Annotated in this window: 18 protein-coding genes, 2 tRNA genes and 2 pseudogenes; 12 read left to right on the forward strand and 10 right to left on the reverse strand. The window is 34.5% G+C overall.

What is annotated here, in order from left to right; genetic code table 11:
- Window positions 1–13: 13 nt before the first annotated feature.
- The 6 genes from rplT to HND39_15535 all read right to left on the reverse strand — a co-directional run bounded on the left by rplT (window position 14) and on the right by HND39_15535 (window position 3,432).
- A complete protein-coding gene (gene rplT / locus HND39_15510) occupies window positions 14–361 on the reverse strand; it encodes a 50S ribosomal protein L20 (protein ID QKJ97572.1) in 348 nt (115 codons plus the stop codon).
- A gap of 18 nt (window positions 362–379) precedes the next feature.
- Window positions 380–571 (reverse strand): 50S ribosomal protein L35, encoded by a 192-nt coding sequence (rpmI, locus tag HND39_15515; GenBank protein QKJ97573.1) that lies wholly within the window; start codon window positions 569–571, stop codon window positions 380–382.
- Window positions 572–585: 14 nt separating this feature from the next.
- Window positions 586–1,107: a translation initiation factor IF-3 gene (locus HND39_15520; GenBank protein QKJ98038.1), complete on the reverse strand. Its 522-nt coding sequence runs from the start codon at window positions 1,105–1,107 to the stop codon at window positions 586–588.
- Between the two features lie 29 nt (window positions 1,108–1,136).
- On the reverse strand, window positions 1,137–3,071 hold the full coding sequence (gene thrS / locus HND39_15525) for a threonine--tRNA ligase (GenBank protein QKJ97574.1): 1,935 nt from the start codon (window positions 3,069–3,071) through the stop codon (window positions 1,137–1,139).
- 128 nt (window positions 3,072–3,199) lie between these two features.
- Window positions 3,200–3,273 (reverse strand) — tRNA-Val (locus HND39_15530).
- Between the two features lie 73 nt (window positions 3,274–3,346).
- A tRNA-Leu gene (locus HND39_15535) sits at window positions 3,347–3,432 on the reverse strand.
- Window positions 3,433–3,904: 472 nt separating this feature from the next.
- On the opposite strand from HND39_15535, the gene HND39_15540 reads away from it, so the two are divergent.
- The 6 genes and pseudogenes from HND39_15540 to HND39_15565 all read left to right on the forward strand — a co-directional run bounded on the left by HND39_15540 (window position 3,905) and on the right by HND39_15565 (window position 9,313).
- On the forward strand, window positions 3,905–5,560 hold the full coding sequence (locus HND39_15540; GenBank protein ID QKJ98039.1) for a methylmalonyl-CoA mutase family protein: 1,656 nt from the start codon (window positions 3,905–3,907) through the stop codon (window positions 5,558–5,560).
- A gap of 40 nt (window positions 5,561–5,600) precedes the next feature.
- Entirely contained in the window at window positions 5,601–6,008 is a 408-nt protein-coding gene (gene mce / locus HND39_15545; GenBank protein ID QKJ97575.1) for a methylmalonyl-CoA epimerase, read from the forward strand.
- A 54-nt stretch (window positions 6,009–6,062) separates the two neighbouring features.
- Complete coding sequence (locus HND39_15550; GenBank protein QKJ97576.1) at window positions 6,063–7,622, forward strand: acyl-CoA carboxylase subunit beta; 1,560 nt, start codon at window positions 6,063–6,065, stop codon at window positions 7,620–7,622.
- Window positions 7,623–7,731: 109 nt separating this feature from the next.
- Window positions 7,732–7,875: pseudogene (locus tag HND39_15555) on the forward strand (lamin tail domain-containing protein).
- 8 nt (window positions 7,876–7,883) lie between these two features.
- Window positions 7,884–8,327 carry a biotin/lipoyl-binding protein gene (locus HND39_15560; protein ID QKJ97577.1) on the forward strand — a complete coding sequence of 148 codons (444 nt, stop codon included), beginning with the start codon at window positions 7,884–7,886 and terminating at the stop codon, window positions 8,325–8,327.
- A 2-nt stretch (window positions 8,328–8,329) separates the two neighbouring features.
- Entirely contained in the window at window positions 8,330–9,313 is a 984-nt protein-coding gene (locus HND39_15565; protein QKJ97578.1) for a TerC/Alx family metal homeostasis membrane protein, read from the forward strand.
- Window positions 9,314–9,437: 124 nt separating this feature from the next.
- On the opposite strand, the gene HND39_15570 is transcribed toward HND39_15565, so the two are convergent.
- The 4 genes from HND39_15570 to HND39_15585 form a co-directional block, all read right to left on the reverse strand.
- Entirely contained in the window at window positions 9,438–9,605 is a 168-nt protein-coding gene (locus HND39_15570) for a hypothetical protein (protein ID QKJ94783.1), read from the reverse strand.
- Between the two features lie 12 nt (window positions 9,606–9,617).
- Complete coding sequence (locus HND39_15575) at window positions 9,618–10,739, reverse strand: sodium ion-translocating decarboxylase subunit beta (protein ID QKJ97579.1); 1,122 nt, start codon at window positions 10,737–10,739, stop codon at window positions 9,618–9,620.
- 380 nt (window positions 10,740–11,119) lie between these two features.
- Complete coding sequence (locus HND39_15580) at window positions 11,120–13,342, reverse strand: polysaccharide biosynthesis tyrosine autokinase (protein QKJ97580.1); 2,223 nt, start codon at window positions 13,340–13,342, stop codon at window positions 11,120–11,122.
- Window position 13,343: 1 nt separating this feature from the next.
- Complete coding sequence (locus HND39_15585) at window positions 13,344–13,862, reverse strand: hypothetical protein (protein ID QKJ97581.1); 519 nt, start codon at window positions 13,860–13,862, stop codon at window positions 13,344–13,346.
- A gap of 382 nt (window positions 13,863–14,244) precedes the next feature.
- Between HND39_15585 and HND39_15590 the strand changes: the two are divergent.
- From HND39_15590 to HND39_15615, 6 genes and pseudogenes are all read left to right on the forward strand, one after another.
- Window positions 14,245–15,342: pseudogene (locus HND39_15590) on the forward strand (hypothetical protein).
- Window positions 15,343–15,783: 441 nt separating this feature from the next.
- The gene (locus tag HND39_15595) at window positions 15,784–17,070 is read left to right on the forward strand and encodes a hypothetical protein (protein ID QKJ97582.1); all 1,287 of its coding nucleotides are present in this window, start codon (window positions 15,784–15,786) and stop codon (window positions 17,068–17,070) included.
- A gap of 7 nt (window positions 17,071–17,077) precedes the next feature.
- Complete coding sequence (gene asnB, locus HND39_15600) at window positions 17,078–19,111, forward strand: asparagine synthase (glutamine-hydrolyzing) (GenBank protein ID QKJ97583.1); 2,034 nt, start codon at window positions 17,078–17,080, stop codon at window positions 19,109–19,111.
- A gap of 37 nt (window positions 19,112–19,148) precedes the next feature.
- Window positions 19,149–19,865, forward strand: a complete 717-nt coding sequence (locus HND39_15605) for an FkbM family methyltransferase (GenBank protein ID QKJ97584.1) — start codon at window positions 19,149–19,151, stop codon at window positions 19,863–19,865.
- 7 nt (window positions 19,866–19,872) lie between these two features.
- Window positions 19,873–20,760 (forward strand): FkbM family methyltransferase, encoded by an 888-nt coding sequence (locus HND39_15610; protein QKJ97585.1) that lies wholly within the window; start codon window positions 19,873–19,875, stop codon window positions 20,758–20,760.
- Between the two features lie 48 nt (window positions 20,761–20,808).
- On the forward strand, window positions 20,809–22,317 hold the full coding sequence (locus tag HND39_15615; protein ID QKJ97586.1) for an oligosaccharide flippase family protein: 1,509 nt from the start codon (window positions 20,809–20,811) through the stop codon (window positions 22,315–22,317).
- Window positions 22,318–22,405: the final 88 nt, after the last annotated feature.

The following is a 22,405-nucleotide window of genomic DNA, read 5'->3' on the forward strand; positions in this document are numbered from 1 at the left end:
TTGAGGGATGAAATTAATTAGCTGCAAACTTAACAAGTTCAGAGAAAGCATCGGGATTATCAACAGCCATATTAGCAAGCACCTTTCTATTGATAACAACACCCTTAGTATCGAGAGCATTTATGAATTTAGAATAGCTCAGTCCATGCGGTCTTACAGCAGCATTAATCCTGGCGATCCATAACTGTCTGTAAATTCTCTTTTTTGATTTTCTATCTCTATATGCATGCACTAAGCCTTTCTCGACAGCATTTTTAGCTACCGTCCAAACATTACCACGATTGCCCCAGTAACCTTTGGCTTGTTTTAGTACTTTTCTTCTTCTTTTTCTTGAAGCAACGTTATTCTTTGCTTTTGGCATTTTACTATTCCTTTATCATTATTGAAGCATTAAACTTACTTTTTTCTGATCAGCTTTAGAGATCAATGTAGCTTTCCTCAATTGTCTTTTCGTCTTGGTAGATTTTGAGGTTAGAATGTGACTCTTATAAGCCTTTTTTCTTTTAAATTTTCCCGAAGCGGTTTTCCTGAAAGTTTTGGAAGCACCCCGGTTACTCTTCATCTTTGGCATAACTTAATCCTGATTTATGATTGTTTTTTCTTACCTTTTTTTGAATTAGGAACTACAATAAGACTCATATTTCTTCCTTCCATTTTGGGTTCCACTTCAACTTTTGCTACATCCTGAACTCGTTCCAAAAATCTTTTCAGAAGAACCTCTCCTTGTTCAATATAAGCCATTTCTCTTCCTTTAAACACAACAGTAGCTTTAACTTTATTTCCATCTTCCAAAAAATTTACAGCGTGCCTTGTTTTGAAATCAAAATCGTGCACATCAGTATTTGGGTGGAATCTTATTTCTTTAAGTACTGAAACCTGTTGATTCTTCTTTTGGATTTTTTCTTTTTTCTGCTGCTCGTATCTAAATTTTCCAAAATCTATAATTTTGCAGACAGGTGGTTTTGCTTGTGGTGCAATTTCCACAAGATCCCTCCCGCGTTCGTTCGCCAATCTTCTGGCATCTTTTATTAAAAATACTCCAAGCTGTTTTCCCTCCATATCAATTACTCTAACTTTTGGAGCCTGGATTTCTTCATTTACGCGGATACTTTCTACTTGAGCGATGTATGACCTCTCTAAATTGTTGTGTACTCTTTATTTTTAATTTCGTTAACAAGTTTATCAATAAAATCGGATAAATTAAATGCCCCAAGATCACCTTTTTTATGCTGCCGGACAGAAATATTCGATGCTGTTTGTTCCTTTTCACCAATGATGATCATGTAAGGCAATTTCTGAGTTTCCCAATCTCTTATTTTGTATCCGATTTTTTCATTTCTTTCATCAAGTTGAGTTCTCAAGCCGGCTTCAATTAATTGATCATTTACTTTACGTGAATACTCAATAAAGTGTTGTGAAACTGGAATAACAACTGCCTGAACCGGAGCCAGCCATAATGGAAAATCTCCAGCAAAATGTTCGATCAGAATTCCAAAGAATCTTTCAATCGAACCCAGCAATGCACGGTGAACCATAAATGGTCTATGCTCTTTTCCATCTTCACCAATATACTTAATCTCGAATCTTTCGGACATATTGAAATCAAATTGAATTGTACTCAATTGCCATTCTCTGCCAAGTGCATCTTTAATTTTGATATCGATCTTTGGTCCGTAAAATGCGCCTCCACCTTCATCAACCTGATATTTTAGATTTTCAGCAGTTAGTGCATTTCTAAGCGAGTCAGTTGCTTTATCCCAAAGTTCAACTTTACCAACTGATTCTTCGGGTTTAGTTGCCAGGTAAAAGTTCATTTCAGTAAAACCAAAAGTTCCAAGTATCATTCTTGCAAAGTTTAATGTTCTTCTGATCTCTTCCTCAACCTGTTCGTGTGTACAAAAAATATGCGCATCATCCTGAGTGAATCCGCGAACTCTCAGCAAACCGTGTAATACGCCGCTCTTTTCGTATCGATAAACAGTTCCAAGTTCTGCCCACCTCAATGGCAAATCCCTGTAAGATCGTAATTGAGATTTGTAAATCATTATGTGGAATGGACAGTTCATCGGTTTAATGTAATAATCCTGTTCATCGATTTTCATTCCTGAATACATACTGTCTTTATAAAATCCAAGATGACCGCTGGTTTCCCAAAGCCAGCTTTTACCCATATGAGGTGAATAAAGCAATTCATATCCATTTTGCAAATGGGCTTCACGCCAATAGTTTTCAATTTCTAATCTTATTCTCGCGCCTTTTGGATGCCAATAAATTAAACCTGCGCCAGCTTCTTCGTGAATGCTAAACAAGTCTAACTGCTTTCCTAATTTCCGATGGTCGCGACGTTTTGCTTCTTCAAGAAAGTGAATGTAATCATCGAGCATTTTCTTTTTAGGAAAAGATATTCCGTAAATTCTCTGCATCTGCTTATTATGTTCATCACCGCGCCAATAAGAACCTGATACGCTTAAAAGCTTTACATATTTAATTTTTCCTGCCGATGGAAGATGTGGACCGGTGCATAAATCCGTAAAATCACCTTCATTGTAAATGCTAATTACTTCACTTTGCTCGTCGAGTTCACTAAGTATTTCAAGCTTGTATTGATCATCCTGTTTCTTAAAGAATTGGACAGCGTTTGCTTTCGACAGTTCAGTTCTCTCGAATCTATGATCTTCTTTTGCAATTAATTCCATCTGCTTTTCAATTTTCTGAAGATCGTCTTCATCAAGTTTTTTATTTATATCGAAATCATAATAGAAACCATTTTCAATTGCAGGACCGACACCAAACTTTGCTTCAGGATAAAGTGATTTTATTGCATGAGCCATTAAGTGAGAAGAAGAGTGCCAGTAAACATGTTTACCTTCTTCATCATCAAACCTGAGAAACTGAATATCACTGTCCTTTTGAATAGGTCTTTGCATATCGATTATTGACCCATTCACTTTTGCTGCGAGTACTTCTTCAGCCAATCTATCAGAGATTGATTGTGCAATTTGATAAGGAGTAATTCCTTTCTCGAATTCTTTTTCTTTACCGTCTGGAAATTTTATTTTAATATTGTCCATAAACTTTCATAAAAAAACCTACCGGAACATTTACAAAACACAAAATATTATTACCGGAAGGTGTGTGGGCTCTAAAGGATTCTTCCATAGGAATGCCTTCGGCAGAACCTTTGACCTTTTTAAATCTGTGGGCTCTAAAGGAGTCGAACCTTTGACCTTCTGCACGTCAAGCAGACGCTCTAACCAACTGAGCTAAGAGCCCGGGATAATTAACGACTCATAATTAAAAATGTATAATTATAAATTTTACATTCTTAATTCTACATTACTAAAAGTACCGAGGGCCGGACTCGAACCGGCACGGGAACAAGTTCCCACAGGATTTTAAGTCCTGTGCGTCTACCAATTCCGCCACCCCGGCAATAAATTAAATATCCAGAATATTAACTATTAAAATTAAATTACTATTCCGGAAAATCACCGCGAAGTTTATGATGCCGTATTCTGCTATTCCAGCAAAACCGGTTCACAAGAATAAATATTTGATTTTGAGCCTGTAAAAATAATTAATGACGTCTCATTTTGCAAAAAAAAGATTATGACCATTGGACTAATAAATATCTTCTAAACCATAGGTTAAGATATTGGTTCGAGTTACTTTATTGTTAATAACTTATTCATTTTCATTTTTAAGAATGAGTCGATTCGATTTCTCTTTAATGAATTTTGAATTATTCACATCTCTACTTTAAGTAAGATAGGACTAATATTTTTGTTCAATTCTGATGGCATCTGCTTTGCTCAAGTTCATATTTGCCAAACTCAAATACTGCCAATAAATTTGCTAACCAAAGATATTTTGGAAACGAATTCGAATCTAAATCTGAAAGGAGATAGTCTTGGTGAAAAACTATAGTGAATGGCTGAAAAGCACTTATAATAATTTCATACTAAAAAATCCTGAACGAAAAAAAGATTTTACAACAGCCTCCTTCTCCTCTGTCAAAGAATTGTTCACACCTGACGATGCTAATGGAAATTATGAAGAGAAATTAGGATATCCGGGTCAATATCCTTTCACAAGAGGAATACAACCAACAATGTATCGCGGCAAGTACTGGACAATGCGACAATATGCCGGTTTCGGAACTGCAAAAGAATCGAATGAACGCTACAGATATTTACTCGAGCAAGGACAATCAGGATTATCCGTAGCATTTGATCTGCCAACTCAAATTGGTTACGATAGTGATGATCCGATTGCTTTTGGTGAAGTCGGAAAAGTGGGTGTTGCTATTGATACTTTGGCAGATATGGAAATTCTTTTCGATAAAATTCCGCTTGACAAAGTATCAACTTCAATGACTATAAATGCACCCGCTTCAGTTTTACTTGCAATGTATATTGCAGTTGCTGAGAAACAAGGTGTATCACGGGATAAAATCAGCGGAACTATTCAGAATGATATCCTGAAAGAATATATTGCGAGAGGTACCTACATCTATCCGCCAAAACCCTCGATGAGACTGATTACAAATATTTTTGAATATTGTTCGAAGGAAGTTCCGAAATGGAATACAATTTCTATCAGCGGATATCATATCCGTGAAGCTGGATCAACAGCAGCACAAGAAGTTGGTTTTACTTTAGCAGATGGAATTGCTTATGTAGATGCTGCAATAAAAGCTGGTTTAGATGTCGATACTTTTGGTCAGCGTATCTCATTCTTTTTTAATTCACACAATGATCTTTTGGAAGAAGTTGCAAAGTTTCGTGCAGCCAGAAGGTTGTGGGCAAAAATTATGAAAGAAAGATTTAAAGCAAAGAATCCACGATCAATGATGTTAAGATTTCATACTCAGACAGCCGGTTCAACGTTAACTGCCCAGCAAGTGGACAATAACATTGTTCGCGTTACAATACAAACTCTGGCTGCAGTACTTGGTGGAACTCAAAGTCTTCACACAAATTCACGCGATGAAGCACTCGCTCTCCCAACCGAAGATTCAGTAAGAACTGCGTTGCGAACTCAACAAGTTGTTGCTGAGGAAAGTGGCGTAACAAATACTGTTGATCCGTTAGCGGGTTCATATTTTATAGAAGCGATGACTGACTTAATAGAGAAAGAAGCAAAAGATTATATTGATAAAATTGATTCAATGGGTGGAATGGCTGAAGCTATCGATGCGGGTTTTGTTCAAACAGAAATTCAAAAATCTGCTTACAAGTATGAGATGGAAATTGAAAACCAGGAAAGAATAATTGTAGGAGTTAACAAGTTTCAGATTAAAGAGACTGAACATAAGGATTTATTAAAGATTGATATGAAGGTTCAGGAAGAACAGATAAAGTTCCTGAAAAAAATCCGATCAGAAAGAAATAATGAGTTGGTTATACAAAAACTTGAAGCACTCAAAAAAACTGCGGAAGGAACCGACAATTTAATGCCCTTCATCCTGGATGCTGTTAAAGTTTACGCGAGCATCGGTGAGATTTGCAATACGATGCGTAAAGTATTTGGTGAATACAAGGAACACGTTGTTATTTAATTTATAGTGTATAATTAAGAATGAATAATGAAGGTTTAAAATGAACTTAACACATATTGAACATCTCGGAATTGCTGTAAAGAATCTGGATGAATCCATAAAATTTTACGAAGAAATATTCGGATTGAAATGCTATGCGATTGAGGAAGTAGCCGATCAAAAAGTTAAAACAGCATTTTTTCAAATCGGGCAGACAAAGATCGAACTTCTCGAATCAACTGACCCCGATGGACCAATAGGAAAGTTTATTGAAAAACGAGGTGAAGGAATTCATCATATTGCTTTTGCTGCTAAAGGACTTGAAGAATCAATTATTCAGTTAAAAGCAAAAGGAATAAAGTTAATTGATGAAAAACCACGAAAAGGTGCTGAAGGATTGAGCATTGCATTCATTCATCCGAAATCAACATTTGGAGTACTTACTGAGTTATGCGAAAAACCAATGTGACTATTTACTTTTCTAAAAAATTAAAAAATATTTTAAATCATAGAAAGACGACAAATGGCTATACAAGATAAAATACAGGAACTTATGTCACTTCGCGACAAGGCCAGGCTTGGCGGAGGTGAAAAGAGAATTGATTCACAACATAAAAAAGGTAAGCTAACTGCACGCGAACGGTTAGATCTTCTTCTTGATGAAGGAAGTTTTGAAGAATTTGATATGTTCGTTTCACACAGAAGTATTGATTTTGGATTGGACAAAGAAACTTATCTTTCAGATGGTGTGGTTACCGGTTACGGAACAATTGACGGCAGACTTGTGTACGTTTTTTCGCAGGACTTTACTGTGTTTGGTGGTTCTCTTTCTGAAATGTATGCACAGAAGATCTGTAAAATAATGGATAAAGCATTGAAAGTCGGAGCACCTATCATTGGTATTAATGACAGCGGAGGCGCAAGAATACAGGAAGGCGTAAAAAGTCTCGGTGGGTATGCAGATATATTTCAAAGAAACATTTTAGCTTCCGGTGTTGTTCCTCAGATATCTGCTGTATTCGGTCCTTGTGCAGGTGGTGCGGTTTACTCCCCTGCCCTAACAGATTTTATTTTAATGTCCAAAGAAACAAGTTATATGTTTGTAACAGGTCCCAAAGTTGTGAAAACTGTAACAGGAGAAGTTGTTGATGAAGAACAGCTTGGTGGTGCGTTTGTTCATGGAACAAAATCCGGCGTTACTCATTTCATTGCTGACTCGGAAGAAGAAGGAATTTTGTTGATCAGAAAACTTCTGAGTTATCTGCCGCAGAATAATCTTGAAGATCCACCCATAGTTCCCTGCGATGATCCAATTGACCGACTTGAAGATGAGCTGAATGAACTTGTACCAGAAAATCCAAATAAACCGTACGAGATGAGAGATATCATCCATTCAGTGTCCGACAATAAAGAATTTTTTGAAGTAGGAAGAAACTTCGCACCAAATATCATTACCGGATTTTCAAGGTTCAACGGTATGTCAGTTGGTGTGGTCGCAAATCAACCTAACTATCTGGCTGGAGTTTTAGATATCAATGCTTCAAGAAAAGCAGCCCGGTTTGTCAGATTCTGCGATGCATTCAACATTCCATTGTTAACCTTTGTTGATGTTCCGGGATTTTTACCAGGTACGGCTCAAGAATATGGTGGAATAATAATTCATGGTGCTAAACTATTGTTCGCTTATGGAGAAGCTACAGTGCCTAAAATAACAATCATCATTCGAAAAGCGTACGGAGGTGCGTACGATGTAATGAGTTCAAAACATTTACGCGGTGATATTAATTATGCATGGCCAGGAGCTGAAATTGCGGTTATGGGTGCTAAAGGCGCAATTGAAATACTTTACAGCAAAGAATACAAAGATATTCAGGATCTTGAAGAGCGAATGAAATTTCTTCAGAAAAAAGAAGAGGAGTATAAAAAGAAGTTCACAACACCTTATGTTGCAGCAAAATATGGATATATAGATGATGTGATTGAACCAAGAAATACAAGATTCAGAATCATCAGAGCGCTTCAATCATTAGCAACAAAAAAAGATGCGAATCCTCCTAAAAAACATTCTAATATTCCGTTGTAAGGAGCAAAAAATGTTAAACATCTTTAAGAAAAAACAAAACTCAGAAATCATTGCTACAAATAAAGTAGAAATTGATAAACACGAGAATGATGCACTGGCTGAAATTGCTGCTGCAATCAGTTATGCATTGCATCTTTATCAGCAGGATATTCACGACTATGAAGAAATGATTCTCACAATCCAAAAAGTAGTCAGACCATACTCTCCATGGAGCTCCAAGATCTATGGATTAAGACAAATACCGAGGAGATAAATACAGTAATGAAAAAATTCAAATTAAAAATAAAAAATAAAAATTACGACGTATCAATCATCAATGTTGAAGATAACATTGCTGAAGTTGAAGTGAACGGAGAAGTATATGAGGTAGAACTTGACAAAAAAATATCTCAGACTAAAACACCGAAACTGATGCGCAGCGTAGTATCGCCATCAACAGAAAGCGATTCAAAATTAGTAAAGACAAGCTCACCTGCTTCACCAAAAGGAGCCGGGCTTATTAAATCACCGCTTCCCGGAATTATTCTTAGTATTAATGTTAAAGAAGGTGATGTAGTTAAAATTGGAGATAAGCTCCTGATTCTCGAAGCGATGAAAATGGAAAACAATGTAAATTCAGATAAGGAAGGAAAAATTTCAGCTATTAAAGTTAAACCCAGAGATTCAGTGCTTGAAGGTGATGTTTTAATTGAGATTGGAGGCTAACGATGGATATACATACGATATTATGGATAGTATTTATATGTCTGTTTATTCTTGTTTTCACAATCGATATGTATGTAACAGATCATCGAAAAGGAAAAATAAAAGTCAGAACTGCTCTAACCTGGACGGCAGTATGGATAACCACTGCTTTACTTTTCAGCAGCGCTATTTACTTGTATTATCCTGAAGGCAAAACCAGAGCATTTGAATTCATCACCGGCTACCTGATTGAGTATTCGTTATCGGTTGATAATCTTTTTGTTTTCATTTTGATTTTTACGATGATGGGAATAAAAGAGAAAAATCAACCAAGAATTCTGAAATGGGGTATTATTGGTGCAGTTGTGCTGAGAATTTTATTTATCGTCGCTGGCGTAGAGTTGATTAAAGCTTTCCATTTTATGATCTACCTGCTCGGTGCTGTTCTTGTGTTTACAGCTATAAAAATGTTCGCATCAAAAGAAGAAGAGATACACCCTGACCACAATTTATTTGTAAAAATCGCAAAAAAACTTTTCAAGATTAAAACTGATGTTGGTAGTGATCATTTTTTTATAAAAGAAAACGGACAGCTTTATGCTACTGTAGCTTTTATAACTGTTGTTTTGCTTGAATCTACTGATTTAGTTTTTGCGGTTGATTCAATCCCAGCAGTTCTCGCAATAACACAGGACTCGTTCATCGCAATAACATCAAACCTTTTCGCAATACTTGGTTTGCGTTCATTATTCTTTGCGCTTGCAGGAATTCTGAATTTATTCCGCTATCTGAAATTTGGGATATCTTTCATCCTGCTTTTTATTGGTGTTAAAATGCTTATATCAGGATGGATAGTTATTAGCGTGCAAACTTCTTTAATTGTTATACTTGCAACACTCGTTACATCGATACTTGCATCTGTAATCATTAAAGAAGAAGAAGAAACTGATCATCATGCTTTCCATGAGCACCCTCCAAAAGAAATTAAGGAAGAGATACTCAAGTAGATCTCAATTAACAGTAATTAAAAAATCCCGATCAAAAGGTCGGGATTTTTTTTGCGAATAAGTTTAAGTATCTGATAACTATTAATAATAAATAATTTGCAATCAATTATTCATTATCAATCGGCTATTTATTATTACTTTCATTCTCTGCTTTCTTGGGAAATACTTTATCTATCAATTGAATTATCATGAAGAAAACAAACATAAATACAAATATTCCGCCCATACCTTTAATCATCACTTCGATTGATGTCCAGAAATTACTTAATATTTCAGGTGAAAACATATCCATACTCCTTCCTGCTTAAATAACTAATGATAAAATTAAACCGCCTGCAATAACAGACCCGATTTGACCGCTTACATTTGCACTGACAGCATGCATCAAAAGAAAATTAAATTGGTCCTCTTCCTGACCAAGATTATGAATTACTCTTGCAGACATCGGGAATGCAGAAATACCTGCAGCACCAATCATCGGATTGATTTTCTTCTTCATAAATAGATTCAGAAATTTGGCAAATAAAACACCACCTGCAGTATCAAAAATAAATGCTACAAGTCCTAATCCGATTATGATAAGTGTTGAAGGCTGGAGGAATCTGTCTGCTGTCATTGTTGCTGCAATTGTAATTCCCAGCAATAATGTTACTATCGATGCTAATTCATTTTGAGCTGCAAGCGACAGTTTATTCAAAACACCACATTCTCGAACAAGATTACCAAACATCAAAAACCCAATAAGTGCAACTGAAGTTGGTGCAACTAATCCCGCAACAACTGTAACAATAATCGGGAAGAGAACCAGTGCAACTTTTGACACACTGTGAGCATGACTTTCCATTCTTATTCTTCTTTCATGCTTAGTTGTTAAAAGCTTAATTACCGGTGGTTGAATTATCGGTACCAAAGCCATATAAGAATAAGCCGCAACAGAAATCGGACCTAGCAGATCTTTTGCAAATCTGGTAGCCACATAAATTGATGTTGGTCCATCTGCAGCACCAATGATACCAATTGAAGCTGCTTGCTTTAAACTAAATCCAAACAAAGTTGCTGCTGCCATAGTAAAAAAGATACCAAACTGCGCAGCCGCACCGAACATTAATAGTTTTGGATTTTTAAACAACGGTGAGAAATCTATCATTGCACCGATCGCAATAAAAATCAGCAATGGAAAAATTTCAGTTAAAATTCCAAAATTAAAAAAAGTGGTCAGGGCGCCTTCGACCTCTTCACCGTTTGTAACCTGAGTAATTGCTGCTGAGAAAGGAATATTAACTAATATCGCTCCGAATCCTATCGGTAATAATAAAGTTGGTTCATACTCTTTGGCGATTGCCAGATAAATTAAAATTGATCCGACTGCAATCATAACAAGCTGCTGCCATGTTATTGATGCAAGTCCTACGAAAAGACCTTCCATAAAACTCTCCTGTAATCTAAAATTGGTTGATAAAATACTATCTGATTAAGTAAAGAATTGCTTAAAAGATTTGTGTTTTTGAGATGAATAAAAATAATGAGCACAATCAATACAACATTTATTTTGTTGTACAAAATTAACACTTTTATTCCACTTTTGTTTTATTTAATGAACTGATGTGAAGCATTTCACATCAATTTGATGTAGAAAAGAAGCTGTAATATCAATGAGAAATTATTGGATAGAGCTTAAACTTTTTTACGATAAATTAATGGTGATACCGTTAATTGAAATGCGTAACAAAAGGGAAATGGACAATCCAACCAGGTGAAGCGATGACTCCAGGAATGAAGTATAAGAGCTAAATCATTATATATGTTCTATGATTTTGTTTCCGGTCGGGAATAATAGTAGTAATACTTATAATAAGATCCATATCCCGATTTATAGCTGAAGTTATTCAATACTGTTCCAAGGAATTGAGTGTTCTCGCGTCTGATGAGTTCAACTGAACGTTCCATCATATCTATTTCAGTACTTTCAGATGAAACTACCAGAAGAGTACCATCAACCATACTTGTGAGTATTTCACTGTCAGTAACTGCAATAATCGGTGGTGAGTCAAGTATAATGAGATCAAATTTTTCTCTTAACTGTTTCAGGAAATTTCTCATCTCCTGCGAATCAAGCATCTCGGCAGGATTCGGTGGAATCGTACCAGACGAAATAAAACTAAGATTCTGAATTTTGGATTTCATCAAAACTTCTTCGAGTTTTACGCTGCCAACAAGATAATCAATCAATCCGGGCACTTTTTCTTTTTCAAATAATTTATGCACAGATGGTTTTCTCAGATCACAATCAATCAAAAGCACTTTTTTCTTTGAATGAGCGAAACTTCCTGCAAGGTTTACAGCAATTGTTGTCTTTCCTTCCTGAGGCGCTGAAGAAGTAATTAAAATTGTTTTTAATGATTCTGTGTTTATTCGGGAAAATTGTATTCTGGTTCTCAATGCTCTGAATGCTTCACTAGGAATTGAGTCAGGAAGTTTGTCAACAATAAATTGTACAGTTTGATCTCCTGCAATACTGCTATCAAAATGAGGTATCCATGCCAGTACATTTATGTTTCTGTGTTCAATATCATCCGGAGACTTAACGGTATCATCAAAATAATTTTTCACAAAAACATATCCCACTGCAAGTCCGGCACCGAGCAAAAATCCGATTATTATAATAAGCTTACGGTTTGGTTTAGATGGAAATTGTGCAACTCTCGCTTCATCAATGATAAGTACATTACCTGGCTGAGATTGTTCATTGATTAATGCTTCCTGGTATCTTTGTTCAATCATCAGGTAAAGTTTCTCAAGTGCTTCAGAATTTCTTTTCAATCTTGCAAGCTCAATAGTATTTTTTGGAAGCTTCATGAATCTTGCTTCATAACCTTCAACTATTTTATCAAGTTCTTTTATTGACGTCTGAAGGGATTGATTCTTAACTTCTTCTGCGATTATTTTTTGTGTGAGTTCTTTAACTTCTTCAGGACTGCTGGCAAAAATACCAGCTTTCAATACACCAAGTTCTTTATCAAGTTCTTTTCTCAGCTCATTTATTTTTCTATCGTACTCCAGAATAACAGGTGAATCTTCAGTTAAACCATCCTTTTTTGAAAGTGCGACCTGTTTATTTATTTCAAGCTTAGTAATTTCTTCCTGAATTGCTGTAATATATTTCTGAGAAGTTAAGCTTGTGAGATAATCAGCCATCCTGGGATTCTGTGCCTGAAGTTCTTTTCGCAAATTTTCCAAAACTTTATTTGATGCCATCAGATCAACCTGCGTAGCGCTTTTCTGAGCTTCGAATTGTGCAAGCACGCTTATCAATGTAGAAGCTCTTTCATCCAGAGCAATAAGACCTCCGCTTTCCTGAAAATCTCTTAATGTTTCTTCAGCGGCATTCAATTCATCATACTTTTCTTTACGTTGTTCATCAAGAAAGTTTGTTACAAGCGTCAACTGATCTCTGTTCTGCTCAAGATTCAATTTTTTATATTGCTGTGCATATACGTTTGCGATTAATGCTGCTTCGTAAGGTGAGGGAGAAACTGCGCTGAGTTCAATAATATCTAATCCTCTTTTCTGATCAATTGAAACATCACTTAATGCAATTGCAAGATCATCAACGGATTTAACATTGTTATCCGATTCGTTCTCAGTCAGTTTAGTATCCTTCAACACAAAGTAATGAGATTTATTGAGGTCCCTGTAGAAACTATCAATTAAAGTAACAGCGACCATTCTTCTGGCAGTATAAGAAGTCATGATTTCAATTTCGTTAGCAATGAAACGATCATTCCCCCATTCCTGGAACTCCGGCAGAAGTGGTGAAGTTAAGACGCTTCCACCTTGTGGTCTTGATATTTTTATTGTTGCAGTAGATTTGTAAATATCAATCGCATTAATTGCATAAATAGAAGCAACTATCAGCCCGACAAGCGTAATAAGTACAACCGGAACCCAGTTTGCCCTGATTAATCGTATATAATCTTTAAAAGTATTTGTTTGATGAACGCCGTAATCTTCCTGCTGATCTTCTGCCATATTAATTATTTGCTGTTATGATTAGAGTTGTTAATGAAAGTAGAACGCCCACAATGGAAAGCCCCAACGTCAGATAATTTTCCCAATATAATCTTGGTCGTCCCGGAACTACAAGAACATCGCCGGCTTCCATCCTGTAAATGTTTAAATTCGGATTAAGATCCTCATTCCACCAGAGATCTTCATAATCAAACTTCAGCATCTGTTGTGTGGAATCTTTTAAAACTTTATAAATACGAAGATCATCAAGATAAGAATCATCGGATATTCCTCCTGCATAAGAAATCAAATCCTTCATATCGCTGAATTGAGGAATAACGTATCTGCCGGGATATTTAACATATCCCCACACTGAAACTTTAATATTCAATCCATCCGGATTAGAGTAATCATAATATGCACCTTGATTTTGAACTCTGTAATTCGGGTCTAACCCAAGTTGATAGTCATCCTGTTGAGAAAAGGTACTGTATGAGAAAACAATCAATAAGAAAAAAATGGTAAGGGTAATTCGCATCACAATTATTTTTATTTGTTTTAATAAATTTATAGAATAAATCGACTCAATCAAATTTTAAAGCGGAAAGAAATTTTTTTTTGTCAACTGGATTCATGACTGAAAATTAAATTTGCATTTCAATATATTTGCCCCGCAAAATTAAATCTGCTATTTACCGATTAATTGATTCTAACGGTAAAATTGACCGTGTTTAGATAACTATTATATTGGTAGCTGACTGCTTTTTTCATATTAGATTAGAACGATTAAAATACTTTCTGGTATAATTATCGTTCATTTTCATTAACCCGAATAAAATATAGAATTAAGGATGAGAACATATTACTATCTTATTTTAGCATTTACGGCTGCATTAATATTTTCGTTTACAGCACTTCCCCAGGAGGATGAAGAACCTGTGAATTATTTTCAGATGGAACCGCTGGATGACAGTCTTTTTATTCAGATACAGGAAGCTTTGTTTATTGATCCGCCAGATCCAAAAGCAGAAATAGTTGTTGACGTACGCGATGCTAACAATCAAACTGTATCAATTAAAGGTGCTCTTTATCCATTTCTTGCATTGAGTCCGGAACTGCGTGCAAGAATAATAACATATCCTTTCAAACTGAACCTTGAAGAAACAATAAATTATGGAAGCGTTTATACAAGAGTAATTAATAAATTAAGATTTGAAAAAATACTCATTCCTCCTTCGGTATTTCAGATCTCGCCGTCGCTCGGATATATAAATCCTTATCTGCAATTCCAGGGCGGAGAGAGATTCGGAATTCCAATCAAGAAAGATATCGGTTTGTCAATAGGATTCGGTACGCCATACTCAGGTGCCCTTGAAACCAATTTTACTGAAGCAAATTTTCACATACTCGGATTCAGAGGTGGGCTCTTTACAGCAGTTGATGCATTCGTTGAATTAAAAGGTTCAGAAAATCACAATAATTTATTCGTAACAAACGGCTATCAGTTCAGCTATGTTATCCCATTCGGTAATTTTTTTGAAATTGGATATCTCGGTGTTTCAGATGATTTCACAGAAACTCAGATTCTCAAATACACTCAGCAAACAGTAAACAAGGATAACATAGTTTATAATCCTGATGGAACTATTAAATATCAGCCATACCTATTAACCGGATCGTATCTCAATTGGGAAATGAGATATCCTGTAAAATTTCTTGGTGCAACCCGTGGAAAGTTTTATGTTGCTCAGTTTATAGATGAATGGCATATCGGATATACCGGGCGAGAGCTCTCACTTGCAGGGAGCGTTTTTGATTTGCGATTTGATGCAATGGTCAGCAGCCATGTTCGGCAACCGCAATACGTACTTGACATTCTGGTACAGAAAATATTTGACTACTGGGCATTCAGTACTATATCAATAGGACCGAGCATAATAATGACCCACACAAAAAGCGGAAGTTTTGGATTCACCTCTATATTTGCAAATCTCAGGATTAAGGTAGGATCATCGCTTTAAAAAGCTCTCTTTAATTCGTCTTAAGAATTTAATTCATTATTTTTACAATTGTAAGTTCATGTGATAAAGAACATCGCAGTTTGTGAATATCGAATATTGATCAACGAATTTTGATTTCAAATGATATTTAATTAATGAGGGTGATGTGTTTAGTATCCTAAACGCATTTAAGAAAGATACTAACCTGGTGATTTCTGTATTATTCATTTATGCTTAACCAGTTGCCAAATATTAAAAAATTACTTTTTCTCGGGGTTGCAATAGCTTCAACAAAAGTAATGCTGCTCTTGTTTGCTTATTTTTTTGATGCTAAAACTTATAATCAATTTAACCAGATTTATTATACTGCTTCCCTGATAATTTTGTTCGGTTCTTTCGGATTTAATGTTGTCACCATGAAAGTAGATCTTTATCGAATTTATTTTAATAGTAGATTAATCATTGAAACTTGACAATTTCCTAAAATACTCCGTACCAATTTTTATGGCTTTGACCGTATTAAGAATGTTCAGAGAAATGTACTGGCTGTATTATGCAACGCAGTTAACGTTACTGCTTTTCATTTTAATAATAGTTAAAGAATTATGGCAGAAAAAATTAGTGTTGAATAAGAAAACAATTCAGATGTTCGGTATCGTTATTCTTTTCCCAGTATGGACGGCACTGACAGCTTTTTGGTCACTTAATCCTCTAACCACTTTTTTAAAAGGGGTGAACTTTGTTTTTGTCGTTACAGGATTATTTTCAGCGTTACTGCTATGGGTTAATTATGAAGACGGAAATTTCTTTAAGCTATTTTTACCTGCAAATTTACTAGTTGTTTTAACGTCTATATTTTCATGGTTGACGGGAATTCCAAATGATGCATGGGATATTGGACACGGTTTGAGCTTTGCCGGATTTTTCGGACATCAGAATGTAATGGGTATGGCACTTATGTTTACTCTTCCGGGAGTATTCGGCTTGCTTGAAGACAAGAAAATAAATCTGAATAATGATAATAAATCCACTATAATTTTTGAAGGGGAATCCACTGCGAAAACTAAAATTTCAAATCAAAAGTATTTCTTTTTTCTCATTTTATCATTGAACTTATTTCTTATTGGAATTACTTATACCCGTTCGGTCATACTCTCATTATTTATCGGAGTAATCTTCTATTTGTTTATAGCAAAAGCGATTAAATTGCTTATTGGAATAGGAGGATTATTAACATTAGTGGCAATATTATATTTTACAATTACTCCAGTTAACCAAGCAATCTACAAAGTAGCATCAAAGCATGGCTGGGACATTCTGGCAACTCGCTCAATTCTTTGGGAACCTTCATATGAAGCTGCAAAAATTGGAGGAGTTTTGGGAATCGGGTATGGGATGTCTGCACCAGGAATTTATGTTTATGGGCCGGAAGATTTAATGAAGGGGCAACCAAATTATTATAGAGAAAAGGGAAATAGTGCATTAGCTTATATTGAAGAGACTGGTCTAATAGGACTAATATTAGTTTTTTACTTCTTCAGTTTATGGTTTTATAAATTATTTAAATTTAGAGAAAATATTTCAATTCAAATCTTGCTTAGTTTTACTTTTGCTTTTATTATACAAAGCAATTTTGAAGGATGGGTTGGCGGCGGTTCACCATTATTACAATTATTTATTCCAGTTATTATTTATCCAATGCTAATAATGGTAAATAGATCCATACTCCTTAAATCTTCAGTTAATTAAGAAAAAAATGTGCGGAATATTTGGTGTAATTAATTTTAACGGACAGCATGTAGATAAAGAAAAAGTTTTATCTGCAAGGGATATTCTTGCTCATCGCGGACCAGATGATTCCGGATTATATTTATCATCATACAATCATACATCCATACAATCATGCGTCGCTCTCGCTCACCGCCGTCTCTCAATCATCGATCTCTCCCCTTCTGCTCATCAGCCAATGACAACTGAAGATGGAAGGTTTACGATAGTATTCAATGGAGAAATATTTAACTACGAGGAGTTGCGTGAACCTATAAGCAGTAAGCAGTTAGCTGTAAGCCAGAATCAATTTAGGACAAATAGCGATACAGCGGTAATTCTTAAGTTATATGCGATGGAGGGATCTGATTGTTTGAAAAGGCTTCGCGGAATGTTTGCTTTTGCTATCTGGGATGATAAAGAGAAAAAACTTTTTACTGCAAGGGATCGTTTCGGAATAAAACCTTTTTACTATTTACATAATGATAATGAATTTATTTTTTCTTCTGAGTTAAAAGCAATTAAGAAATACAAGAATGGATTAACTCTTTCGATGGAAGGAATGGATGCATTTTTGAAAACCGGCTCTGTTCCTGCACCGCTAACTATTTATGAAGAAACGACAGCATTGCTTCCGGGAAATTATATAGAAGTTAGGAATCACCCTTCGACTCCGCTCAGGGTGACGGAGAAACAATACTGGTCATTCTTTGATTTACTAACTTCAAATGACAGTCATACTGAGCGAAGTCGAAGTATGGCGCCTGATAATTTTGTTAACCTGACTTCACAAGTTATAAGACGACGAAGCAATCTAAATTACGATGACGAAACAAAAAAAATAATTCGTAATTCACTACTCGATTCTATTAAAGCTCATATGGTTTCTGATGTTGAAGTAGGTGCATTTCTTTCAGGTGGAATTGATTCAACCGCAATTGTTTCTTTGATGAGACAAACTGGGCACGATAAAATAAAGACAATCTCTGTTACATTTCCCGGACATCAACTCGACGAATCAAAATACTCAAATCTTGCAGCGAAGAAATATGAAACAAATCATTTTGAGTACCGATTACAGGAAGATGAACTTATCAATGACTTCGAAAAAATTATAGAAGCAATGGATCAACCAACAATTGACGGCATTAACACTTACTTTGTTTCAAAAGCTGCTGCATCATTCGGACTGAAGGTTGTTCTTTCAGGACTTGGCGGTGATGAACTATTCGGCGGTTATCCGTCGTTCATCAATATTCCCAAATACCAGAGAATTAAATCATTGCCATTCTCCAGATCATTAATGAAAATTGCGGGAACAGTTTTAAAAGGAAAAATTCCGGCAAAAGCAATTGAGTATTTCAAAAATCCAAATTCACCAAATGCAGAATACAGGATGATAAGAGGGCTCTGCACTGACAATGAATTACGAGCTTTGAGGTGGCTTAGCGAAGGTCAAACGTCAAATGGAAAATGGCAGATGGAAAATGCTTTACAACCAATGACTAATGCCCAATTTACCAATGACCCAATGACCAAAGACTACTTCTCCCAAATTGTCATTGCGAGCGAAGCGAAGCAATCTCTCTCACCATTGCAATATATTTCCTATCTCGAGTCTTGCAATTATATGCGTAACCAACTCCTGCGCGATTCCGATGCATTCAGTATGACACACTCACTTGAATTAAGAGTTCCGTTTGTTGATCATTTACTTTATGCAAATGTACTTCCCTATCTTGATAATGGATTCGATAAATCATTTCCAAAAAAAATGTTAGTTGATGCAGTCAGTGATCTTCCAGCCGAAATAGTTCACAGACCAAAACAGGGCTTTACATTTCCATTTGCTGATTGGATCAAGAAAGGAAAAATGAAGGATTCGATTAATGATTCTTTAAACAGCAGTAAAATGAAAAATTATTTTAATCCTCAATCCTTATTAAATTTGAATAATGAATTTCAGAAAAATAAAATACATTGGTCGAGAGTGTGGGCTATGTATGTACTATCCCGTTTTTAAACAATGTAATTAATTTACTCGGAAACAAGAAGTACAGATGTTCAGAAAAATAGTTAATAATTTATTAGTAAAGAGTGGTTACGAAATAATTAATAAGCAAAAACTCCCAACTACCAAAATTTTAGGTCTAAAAAGTTTAAATATCAACACGATAATAGATGTAGGAGCTAATCGTGGTCAATTTTTAGGCGATTATGTAAAACGTTTTCCGGTGGCACAATTCTTCTGCTTTGAACCATTAACTAAAGAAATTAATGAATTAAAAAAAAATTCAAAAAAATTTAAGAACAAAATTGTAATAGTGAATAGTGCATTAGGAAATATGGAGGGAAAGACAAACTTTTATCAGCATAAACACACCGCATCATCAAGTGTATTAAGTACCACGGAAGATTGCGTTGTATTATATCCAGAAACAAGTGATCAGACAAACATAGAAGTTAAAATAACAACGATAGATAAATACTTCGGAAATATTTTAAATGAAAAACATAAAAACATATTACTTAAACTAGATGTTCAAGGTTTTGAACTAGAAGTATTAAAGGGTGCACAAAAAACATTGAATATGATAAGTGCATGTCTGCTTGAAATAAATTTTACCAAGCTGTACAATAATCAGGCAAGTTTCAATGGAATATATGAACTGTTTAACAAAGCTGGCTTCAAGTATGCTGGTGCGATGGAACAAAATTTCAATGATGAGGGTAGACTAGTTTTTAGTGATATTTTATTCATTCGGGAAAATCTATAAAATGATTATGGATAACAATCAAAAAGCAAATCTCATAAAAAAAATAATACTTACATCCAACAGAAATAATACAAATAGATTAAAAGGTTGGATTTATAATTTTCATAAAATTGTATATTATAAATCTTTGGAGTTCCTCAAAAAAACTTCTGAATTCAAAGTAAAAACATTTTGGAACCGTGATATAAATATAATTCTACCCGAGAGTGTTTCAGTAAGTATATGGCGAAACGGCTTTGTGGAGAGTGATGTAACGATTTATCTACTAAACTATTTAAATAAAGGAGACACATTTATTGATATCGGTGCACATTTTGGGTTTTATACATTACTTGCTGCAGATATTGTTGGACCAAAAGGACAAGTATTGGCATTTGAACCAACAATTTCAACATTCAATCAATTATCAAAGAACGTCTCTAATTCCAAGAATGATAATATTAGAATTTATAATTTGGCTGCCTCTAATTCAAATACAGAAATGGAATTCAATGATTTTGGGATAATAAATTCAGCGTTTAATTCATTTTTTGAGAATAGAGGAGATAAATATTTTGAGGGTAAAAAGATAATAGTAAATGCAGTTATAGTTGATGATTTCATCAAGGAAAATTTTAGTAAAAGTAAAATTAGTGCTATTAAAATTGATGCTGAATCTGCTGAGTTTCAAGTATTGAGTGGATTAATAAATGTAATCAATAAAGATCACCCGATAATAATTCTTGAAGTCGGTGACTATTCGATAAGCGGAACTAAAAAATCCAAAGAATTGATAGAACTGGTAGAAAGCTTCGATTATCAGAGCTTTGAACTTGACAAAAAGTCTTTTAATATAATGCCCTATATCAAGAAAAATATTGAAAGGTATAGCAACATATTATTCATTCCGAATTAGTAATTAGTTTATTATTGTTGCCAATCAATCTAAATTGTAAGAGCCTTATTGAAGTCTAAAATTCATATCAACGCAATTTCTTCTTTAATTCAAGCAATCATAACATCAATAATAATTTTTGTCTCCTATAAATATTTAATTGCAAGGCTCGGTATGGAGAAGCTGGGTGTTTGGTCACTTATTGTTGCTTCAGCGTCAATACTTAACATAGGGAATCTTGGTTTATCATCAACTATAGTTAAATACATTGCAAAGTATTTAGTTTATGATGACCATGATAAAATATCTTCTATTATCCAAACTGCTCTGATCACAATCTTAATTGTATCATTATTTTTATTAGGATTAGTCTATATTCTTGCAAATATTTTATTGAAAGCTATTGTTCCGGAAAACCTGATGCCTCTTGCAACGAAACTCTTACCTTATAGTTTAATTAATATTGGAATTATTTTACAAGCTAGTATTGCATTATCAGCATTGGACGGAATACAAAAAATTTATATTAGGAATATATTATTAATCAGTTCATCAATTTTATTTTTATCATTAATTATAATCTTCGTACCTATGTTCGATCTGTTAGGCGTTGTTTATGCCCAGATTGCCCAATCAATATTTACATTGGCATTAAGCTGGTATTTATTAAAAAGAGTTTTTTCTTTTTTACCAATAATACCCTACAGATGGAGCAAAAATACTTTTTTTGAAATAATCGGTTACAGTGCAAATCTACAATTAGTTACGATACTTCAATTGCTTTTTGAACCAGTTACAAAAACCTTATTAACAAAATTCGGAGGCCTGACTGCGGTCGGTTATTATGAAATAGCAAATCGTTTTGTATTGAAGGTAAGAGAATTGATTGTTTCTGTTTTTCAGGTACTTATCCCAGTTTATGCAACTCACGTTGAGAAGAATATTGAAAATATTAAGATGATTTATTCCAAATCATTAAACTATATACTATTCATTGCAATGCCTGTATTTTCAATATTATTAATTATTCTCCCTATAATTTCACTTTTTCTTATAGGTAGATTTGAGCGTTTATTTTATACATTCGGTTTTATTCTGATTATAGCCTGGTTTATTAATATTTTAACAGTCCCAGCTTATCATGCTTACCTTGGGAAAGGTACTCTGCGGTGGAATGTATTAGGGCACTTTATTATCTTGATTTTAAATTTGGCATTTAGTTACACTTTTGGTTTAATGTTTGGCAGTTTAGGTACTATTATAGGATGGGCATTGGCACTTAGTATAGGCAGCTTATTAATTTTTTTCAATTTCAATCTTGAACACAAATTGAGTTTTAATGAAATAATTATTAAAGAAAATAAAAAATTATTTCTTGTAAACAGTTTTGCATTCATATCTATTATTTTAGTAAATATTTTATTCACCCATTTGATTCATGATATATTTGCAAATGCAGTATTTCCTTTAACATTCATTGTGATATCTTTTTATTTTATTTGGAATCATTCGATAAGACGGGAATTATCTCATTCAGTTAAACGGCTGCTTTCCAATGAAGGAATTATTAATTTTTGAGTGTGATTTTTTTATTGTGAGATAAATATTTTTTTATTAATATATAGAGCATTTAATAAATTGTGAGATGTTTGAGTTAGAAAGTTAT

The sequence above is a fragment of the Ignavibacteriota bacterium genome, assembly GCA_013285405.1.
Classification (GTDB): Bacteria; Bacteroidota; Ignavibacteria; order Ignavibacteriales; family Ignavibacteriaceae; genus IGN2.